At 34.3% G+C, this 6,802-nt stretch carries 6 protein-coding genes; 4 read left to right on the top strand and 2 right to left on the bottom strand.

The genetic code is table 11. The annotated features are described in order from the left end of the window. Nucleotides 1-86 precede the first annotated feature (86 nt). Nucleotides 87-2,234: a type I pullulanase gene (pulA, locus tag ADJ83_RS18015; protein WP_031540503.1), complete on the top strand. Its 2,148-nt coding sequence runs from the start codon at nt 87-89 to the stop codon at nt 2,232-2,234. A 633-nt stretch (nt 2,235-2,867) separates the two neighbouring features. After that, complete coding sequence (locus tag ADJ83_RS18010; protein ID WP_031540504.1) at nt 2,868-3,641, top strand: phosphotransferase family protein; 774 nt, start codon at nt 2,868-2,870, stop codon at nt 3,639-3,641. Nucleotides 3,642-3,668: 27 nt separating this feature from the next. Here ADJ83_RS18010 and ADJ83_RS18005 read toward each other — a convergent pair whose 3' ends face one another. Then, entirely contained in the window at nt 3,669-3,947 is a 279-nt protein-coding gene (locus ADJ83_RS18005; protein ID WP_031540505.1) for a YtzH-like family protein, read from the bottom strand. A gap of 228 nt (nt 3,948-4,175) precedes the next feature. On the opposite strand from ADJ83_RS18005, the gene trmB reads away from it, so the two are divergent. Beyond that, a complete protein-coding gene (trmB, locus tag ADJ83_RS18000) occupies nt 4,176-4,814 on the top strand; it encodes a tRNA (guanosine(46)-N7)-methyltransferase TrmB (RefSeq protein WP_031540506.1) in 639 nt (212 codons plus the stop codon). Between the two features lie 108 nt (nt 4,815-4,922). On the opposite strand, the gene ADJ83_RS17995 is transcribed toward trmB, so the two are convergent. Then, the gene (locus ADJ83_RS17995; RefSeq protein WP_031540507.1) at nt 4,923-5,237 is read right to left on the bottom strand and encodes a hypothetical protein; all 315 of its coding nucleotides are present in this window, start codon (nt 5,235-5,237) and stop codon (nt 4,923-4,925) included. Between the two features lie 409 nt (nt 5,238-5,646). Between ADJ83_RS17995 and ADJ83_RS17990 the strand changes: the two genes are divergently transcribed. After that, the gene (locus ADJ83_RS17990) at nt 5,647-6,720 is read left to right on the top strand and encodes a M42 family metallopeptidase (protein WP_031540508.1); all 1,074 of its coding nucleotides are present in this window, start codon (nt 5,647-5,649) and stop codon (nt 6,718-6,720) included. Nucleotides 6,721-6,802 lie beyond the last annotated feature (82 nt).

Here is a 6,802-nt window from a genome sequence, read left to right as displayed (position 1 = left end):
GTAACTACCGATTCACCAGGTAATTCACTTTTTCAGTGGCCACGAGTAGAAGAGTTGTGTTTTCAAGAGATGAGGGAGTGAGAAATTTGATATCAATTCGAAGAAGTTTCTTTGCTTATTTAGATGAAATGTCATTAATAACTGTTCTACTTCCCTATTCCTATTATAACGGGGAATCTACTGCGTTTAGATTAAAAGGAGATAGCCATCCTATTAATCTTGTGATTGAGTCGAAGGAAAAAATGCAGCATTTTGTAAAGTACAAATGTCACTTAAACGAAAACATTCAAATCGGCCAAAAATATGAGGTAGAGGATGCAAATAAGGGAGTAACAGATTTACAAATAGGTGCAGTCATTAGAACAGCTTCATTTGATGAAGAATTTTATTATGATGGTCCTCTAGGTGTAGACTATTCATCCGAGAAAAGTATCTTTTATCTATGGGCACCTACTGCACAACAAGTGAAATTGGTACTTAAATCCTCTGATCCAGCTATTGAGGAACGAAGGATTTTGGAGATGGAAAGACAGGAAAAAGGGGTTTGGAAAACAATCTATCTTGAAGATCTAGAAGGATGGTACTACAGCTATTTAGTACTTATAAATTTAGAGTGGAAAGAAGCAATAGACCCATACGCTGTAGCGGTTTCTGTAAATGGAGAAACAGGGGTAATTGTAGATTTAAATAAAACAAAAAGACAAAAGCCGGTTTTACCAGCACTCGAGCATGCGGTAGATAGTGTGATATATGAAACTCATATTAGAGATTTAACGATTCATCCTGATAGTGGAATTCGGCAAAAAGGAAAATATTTAGGTGTAACAGAATTAAATACAAAAACGAAAAAAAACGAGCTATCAGGTCTTTCCTATATAAAAGATTTAGGGATAACACATATAGAGTTTCTCCCTGTTCATGACTTTGAAGAAGTTGATGAGCTAGAGGTGCTAAAAAAATATAATTGGGGATATAATCCTTCCCATTATAACGTGCCAGAGGGCAGTTATTCGACAAATCCTATTGATCCATATGTAAGAATTAACGAACTTAAAGAAATGATTCATGCTGTACAAGAGCAAGGTATCCGTGTCATATTGGATGTTGTATATAATCATGTCTATAAAAAAGAAGATTCTTCTTTTGAAAAAATTGTTCCAGGCTATTTCTTCCGCTATGATAAGTATGGAATGCCATCAAATGGTACAGGAGTAGGGAATGACATAGCTTCAGAAAGATCGATGGTGAGACGATTCATTGTTGATTCTGTCCGTTTTTGGATAAAAGAATATCAAATTGATGGATTGCGCTTTGATTTAATGGGAATTCTTGATTGCCAAACAATGAATGAAGTTCGTTCCGTGTGTAATAGTTTCGATAAGAGCATTTTAATTATTGGGGAAGGTTGGGATTTAGCAACCCCTTTAAACAAAGATAAGAAGGCTATTATTGCTAATCAGCATTTGCTTCCTAGGATCGGTCAGTTTAATGATCAATTTAGAGATAAATTAAAAGGGAGTACCTTTCAGTTATATGATCGAGGTTATGCGCTTGGAAATAAGCTTTATAAAGACGATATTCCTGAACTATTAGCTGGGAGTGTCGGTGTCTATAAGGAAAATGGAATGTTTATTGAACCAGGTCAATCTGTAAATTATGTGGAGTCTCATGATAATCATACGCTATGGGATAAAATTGAAATATGTTTTTCAAATGAATCAGAAGAGTGGAAGCAAAAGAAACAACGACTTGCAACGTCTCTTGTCCTTCTTAGCCAGGGAATCCCTTTTATTCATTCGGGTCAGGAATTTTTCCGCACGAAAAATGGTGTAGAAAATAGTTATCAATCGCCAGATGAAATTAATCAGTTAGACTGGGATAGAAAAGATCAATTTATAGGCAATGTGGAATATATAAAAGGATTAATTTCCCTAAGAAGAAATAACAGAGCGTTCCGATTACCATCAGTGGAAGCTATTCAAAAGCACCTTATCATTAATCAGCAATCGAATGACGTAATACAATATATTTTACATGATCTAAAAGAAATGGGAGAATGGGAATCGATTATCGTATTTATAAATGTGAATGATTCTCCTGAAGAAGGATTTTGTAAAGAAGAATGTTGGAATATTTTAGTTGAAGGCGATACAGTTTATCAGCGGGATTATCCAACCATTCACAGAGATCGGATAATGGTTAAGCCAGTAAGCATAACAATAATTGCCAAGTAATAGGAAACGATAGTAACATTCGAAAGATTTCCGTGATATTTAGCAGGAATGTGTCCTAATGATGGAACCGGAAAATTTTTTTGACAGGAAATCATTATTTTAACGAGAGATTCACTTGACTAAAAAAAGAAATAAGAGATAATATTTAAATGAGAAACTTTCTATAAGAAAAAGTATTTAGGTAAAATTTAATATAAAATGATTGGAAATCTTGGATACATAGTATAATGGTATGGATACTATGTCCTTTTCTTTTTTACAGTTAAGAAAGTATTAGTTTTCTAAAAGTTAATTTGGTGTCTAGCTAAAGCGCCTACTGTCTAGCAAACTTTAGGTCATTTCTTTTGCGTTAGATAACACGAAAAATGCGTGTATCCTTTCTCGAAAGAACAGGTCCTTTCCGGTTATAAGGCGGTGTACAAGGCGCTTGCGCTTTTCTTATATCATTAAACTTTAGGCAAATTTGTGCTAATTAAAGAATGATTGCAGTACGATGAGTATAAGTTTACTATAAATGGATGAATAGCTGATAACCATTTTTGTTTGTTCTTCCTACCAAATTAGGACAAAAAAGACTCAAACAGGAATTTCTCATCTTTTTTTTGGAGCATAATATATAGTAGGTGAACAATTTTGGAACATTTATTAGGGCAAGATTGGGAAATAACCCCTGCAGGTGGAGAAACAGGCGAAGCCTTTTTTGCACAAAATAATGGGCAGAAGCTTTTTTTAAAACGGAATTCTTCTCCGTTTTTAGCTGTGCTGTCAGCAGAAGGAATTGTCCCAAAACTTGTTTGGACAAAAAGATTTGAAAACGGAGATGTTTTTACTGCACAGCAATGGCTCATAGGGAGAGAATTTGGTCATTCGGATATGACGGATGAAAGAGTGACAATGTTGCTTAAAAAAATTCATACCTCGAAGCCTTTATTAGAGATGCTAAAAAGACTAGGTAAGACATCTTTTCATCCTGAGATGATATTGTCAGTCATAAAAGCAGAAATAGACGATGAGCTAAAAGAAAACGAGGATATTACTCGTTATATCCAATTCTTAGAAGATAATCTTCCGTTTATAAAAACAACAGAACATGTGGTATGCCATTGTGATGTTAATCATAACAACTGGCTGCTTTCTGAAGACAACCAGTTGTATCTCATTGATTGGGATGGAGCGATGATAGCAGACCCAGCCATTGATTTAGGAATGCTGCTTTATTGGTATATTCCAAAGGAAAATTGGAAAAATTGGTTACACACTTATGGTTATGAACTCACAGATAATTTATCTTTAAGAATGAAATGGTATGTTATTGCTCAAACCATTAACTCCATCCGCTGGTACAAGAAAAAAGGTCGTTTTAGTGAAATGGAAAGATGGATGAAGTTTTTACATGATATTGAATAACACCCATTTCAAAGTATTTCTGATAAATTATGATAAATTGTTAATGCCATCTACCCACTGAGACAATTGATTTTGATGTGAATGGATATGTGTGTCTAAATTTGAGGCAGTAACACCTTGTTCGCTGTAACGGTGAACTTCCTCCAAAATTGGAAGGATATTCTGATCGATTTGCTCATTGGATCTTAAGGATGTAATCAATCTTTCTATTTGCTCACATTCTGCAACAGATCCACAGCAGTCTGTTTGTTGATTACTGAGAATATCGGCTAGTAATGCTAGTTGATGCTCATGATTTATAGGCATACATAGAACACCCTTTCTATAGGTTCTAGTATGAAAAGAATAATACATTCTTTTCAAATACCAGTTAAGGAATTCACTTATAGGTTGTGAATTCTTTTTTTCTTTATACAATTGTTCCTAATGTAAATTTATCCTTATATAAATTCAAGTTGCCAATAAAAGAGTATTGCATCCATGTATAATGCATGATATTGTTTGAAACGATAGTTATTAATAAGGAGTGTCCACATGCGATTAAGACATAAACCATGGGCGAAAGATAAATTAAGTGCATATCCACAATATATTATCCAAAACCCTGTAGATTGGAAAGGAAAATGGGATCAAGCTTTTAGTCAAAAGGGTCCTATTCATATTGAAATTGGTACAGGTAAAGGTCGATTTATTACAGAAATGGCAAAAGCGAATCCTTCGATTAATTACATCGGCGTAGAACTTCAGGAAAGCGTCATTGTTTCTGCATTAGATCGCTTAATAGAGGCAGAGATTCCTAACTTGAAGTTAATGAATATAAATGCAGAAAAACTAAAGGAATATTTTGAAAAGGGAGAAATTGCAAGAGTTTATCTAAATTTCTCCGATCCTTGGCCAAAGACCAGACATGAAAAACGAAGACTTACTTATAAAACGTTCCTTGATTCGTATCAGTCTGTGCTTGTAAATCAAGGAGAAGTACACTTTAAAACAGATAATCAAGGTTTATTTGAATATTCTTTAAAGAGCTTTTCTGAATATGGCATGCTTTTAAAATATGTGAGTCTTGATTTGCATAATAGTGATTATGAAGGCAATATCATGACAGAGTATGAGGAAAAATTCTCAAATAGAGGAAATAGAATTTATCGTTGCGAAGTACAATTCAGATAATGTAAAAGAGCTGGGATATAAGTATTCCAACTATATAATAACCCGAACTATTTCACGTAGATGTTAAAAAACATGCGTATAATTGTTGTTCGGGTTATTATATAGGTCTCAGGTTAATTGATTCACATCAAGAATAGTTCCAGTCTCACAATCGGAAACAAATTCAAAAACCTCTTGTTTTTCACCATTCATTCGAGTAATACCACCTCTATAGACTGTGAGTGAAGATTCAGGAGTATGAAGTGTTTCTTTTTCCATATTGATCCACGATCCGTTAATCGGCCCCTTTTTTTTAAAGGCTGCTTTTGCTATATGTAAAACTTCATTACTTGATAGGTTATTGTTCTTTGTAATGGTTTTCTTCGCAAGATAACTTGCAGCCACTCCAACAACAACCCCTCCTAAACATTGTTTCCAATTCATAAACTTAGCTCCTTACGTTTTTTTTATTCAAAACAAGAATGTTTATCAAAAAGAAAGCCATCCTTTTAAACAGATAATGTTATTATATCTAATTTATATGCTAGAAGAAATGATAAGGTAATATTCTTCTTGCGAAGGTTGGTTTAATGAAATGGATTAATTGGCAGTAGTTAAAGGAAAGTAGTGGTATGTGTTTAAATATTTCGGTACAATAAATATATTATCCCCTTCTTAACGGACAGAAACTTCACCTGAAGCTTTAAGAGAAAAGCAAGGAAGCAAGGTGGGAGATCAACTATTCGTAAAGGTCTAAGATTGGTTCAACTAATCTTTAGTGGAGAGGAAGGGACCCTTACTGATGGAAGTTTCACTTTATCAAATACATAGTAATTAAAGGAGCTTTGCTATAATGGAACAACAAACTTTGGATATGTTTAGAACTTTAACAGAACTTCCTGGTGTAGCTGGGAATGAACATCAAGTTCGAAATTTTATGAAAGAACAATTAAGTCTTTATACAAATGAGATAGTGCAAGATAATCTTGGCAGTATATTTGGTGTAAAAAGAGGGCAAGAGGATGGCCCGACTGTAATGGTTGCTGGTCATATGGATGAAGTTGGATTTATGGTAACATCCATCACAGATAATGGAATGATTCGTTTTCAGCCAATAGGTGGATGGTGGAGTCAAGTGCTTCTAGCACAAAGAGTACAGATAATTACGAATAATGGTCCTGTAATAGGGGTTATTGGTTCTATTCCTCCACATCTATTGGATGAAGCATTAAGAAGTAAACCAATGGATATAAAAAATATGCTTATTGATATTGGTGCTGATGATAAAGAAGATGCCTTGAAAATTGGAATTAAACCAGGTCAGATGATTGTTCCAATTTGCCCATTTACTCCTCTTGCGAATGAAAAGAAAATTATGGCCAAAGCGTGGGATAATCGTTATGGCTGTGGGTTAGCAATTGAATTGTTGAAAAACCTTCAAGGAGAAGAGATACCAAATATCTTATATTCTGGTGCTACCGTACAAGAAGAAGTAGGTCTTAGAGGGGCTAGAACAGCAGCTAATATGATTAAGCCCGATGTATTCTATGCTTTAGATGCAAGTCCTGCAAATGATGCCTCAGGGGATAAAAATCAATTTGGCCAGCTTGGTAAAGGTGCCTTACTCCGTATTTATGATCGTACAATGGTTATGCATAAAGGAATGAGAGAATTTATTTTAGATACTGCTGAGTCTAATAAAATTGCCTATCAGTATTTTATTTCACCTGGTGGAACAGATGCGGGACAAGTTCATATTTCTAATGACGGGGTTCCAAGTGCTGTTATTGGAATATGTTCTCGATATATTCATACAAGTGCTTCTATTATTCATATCGATGATTATGCAGCTGCAAAGGAATTGCTTACTAAATTAGTAAAAACAACAGATAATACCACAATTGAAACACTGCGTGCTAATCAATAAATATAGTCAGATTTAGCGTAGATTTGCATTGTTTTGAACAAAGAAGAATTTTCTTCATAAAAGGTGTCTCAACTATAATTAG

Source organism: Bacillus sp. 522_BSPC (assembly GCF_001076885.1).
Lineage (GTDB): Bacteria > Bacillota > Bacilli > Bacillales > Cytobacillaceae > Niallia > Niallia hominis.
Note: the sequence above shows the minus strand (reverse complement) of the source record. Positions and strands in the feature narration are given on the sequence as shown.

Excerpts from the sequence above, each read along its gene's own strand:
- ADJ83_RS18005 (WP_031540505.1), bottom strand. The coding sequence starts at position 3,947 with ATGCCTATAAATCATGAGCATCAACTAGCATTACTAGCCGATATTCTC.
- trmB (WP_031540506.1), top strand. The coding sequence starts at position 4,176 with ATGCGATTAAGACATAAACCATGGGCGAAAGATAAATTAAGTGCATAT.
- ADJ83_RS17995 (WP_031540507.1), bottom strand. The coding sequence starts at position 5,237 with ATGAATTGGAAACAATGTTTAGGAGGGGTTGTTGTTGGAGTGGCTGCA.
- ADJ83_RS17990 (WP_031540508.1), top strand. The coding sequence starts at position 5,647 with ATGGAACAACAAACTTTGGATATGTTTAGAACTTTAACAGAACTTCCT.